The 1,589-nt window shown below is 60.7% G+C and carries 1 protein-coding gene; it reads right to left on the reverse strand.

Annotation, left to right across the window (positions count from 1 at the left end; genetic code table 11):
* A partial coding sequence (locus tag ACXRVY_RS28200) for an efflux RND transporter permease subunit (protein ID WP_458238854.1) occupies positions 1 to 1,589 on the reverse strand: 1,589 nt, incomplete at both ends.

The raw sequence follows: 1,589 nt of genomic DNA on the forward strand, positions 1-1,589 counted from the left end.
GGTGAAACCGTTGATCGACAGGCCAGGGAAGGCCACCGCACTTTCCACGCCAGGCTGTTTCAGCGCCAGCTCGGACATGCGTTTGATCACGTCTTCGGTACGGTCCAGGCTCGACGCATCCGGCAATTGCGCGAAGGCCACCAGGTATTGCTTGTCCTGGCCGGGTACGAAACCGGTCGGGGTGCTGGAGAAACCGAAGAAGGTCAGGACCATCAGGCCGGCGTACAGCAGCAGGGCGATGCCACTGGAGCGGATCACGCGGGCAACGGTGCCGACATAACCATGGCTGGCTTTCTCGAAGAAGCGGTTGAACGGACGGAACAACCAACCACCGAAAATCTTGTCCAGCACCTTGGAGAACCGGTCTTTCGGTGCGTCGTGKCCTTTGAGCAACACGGCGGCCAGCGCCGGCGACAGGGTCAGGGAGTTGAAGGCCGAGATCACCGTCGAAATCGCAATGGTCAGGGCGAACTGCTTGTAGAACTGGCCCGTCAGACCGGAGATGAACGCCGCCGGAACGAACACCGCACACAGCACCAGTGCCGTGGCAATGATCGGGCCGGTCACTTCACGCATGGCGCGTTTGGTGGCTTCGATCGGGGTCAATCCGAGTTCGATGTTACGTTCGACGTTCTCCACCACCACGATCGCATCGTCCACCACGATACCGATCGCCAGTACCAGGCCGAACAGCGACAAGGCGTTGAGCGAGAAGCCGAACAGATGCATCAYGGCAAAGGTACCGATCAGCGATACCGGCACAGCGACCAATGGAATGATCGAGGCGCGCCAGGTCTGCAGGAACAGGATCACCACCAGCACCACGAGGATCAGCGCTTCGAAGAGGGTGTGAACCACCGCCTCGATGGAGCCGCGCACGAAGATCGTCGGGTCATAGACGATGCTGAAGTCCATGCCTTCGGGGAAGCTCTTCTTCAGCTCGGCCATCTTGGCCCGCACTTCGTTGGAGATTTCGATGGCATTGGAGCCAGGGCGCTGGAAGATCGGGATCGCCACCGCCGGCTGGTTGTTCAGCAGCGAACGCAGGGCGTACTGGCTGGAGCCCAGTTCGACGCGGGCGATGTCCTTGAGGCGAGTGATTTCACCGTTGTCGCCAGAGCGAATGACGATGTTCTCGAACTCTTCCTCATTGACCAGACGACCCTGAGTRTTGACCGACAACTGGAAGCTTTGGGCATTCGGGGCAGGGGGCGCGCCCAAGGCACCGGCAGCCACTTGACGGTTCTGTTCGCGGATGGCCGTCACAACGTCGGTAGCGGTCAGGTTGCGCGAAGCGGTCTTGTTCGGATCGAGCCAGACGCGCAGCGAGTAATCGCCCATGCCGAACAGTTGCACGTCACCGACACCGCCCAGCCGCGCCAGTTCATCCTTGATGTTCAGGATCGCGTAGTTGGACAGATAGAGCATGTCGTAGCGTTTGTCCGGCGAGGTCAAGTGCACAACCATGGTCAGGTCGGGCGACGCCTTGTCCACGGTGATACCGATGCGCGTCACTTCCTCGGGAAGTTTTGGCTCGGTCCGGGTCACGCGGTTCTGCACCTGCACCTGGGCGTTGTCCAGGTCAGTGC

The organism is Pseudomonas sp. P5_A2_2 (assembly GCF_054177685.1).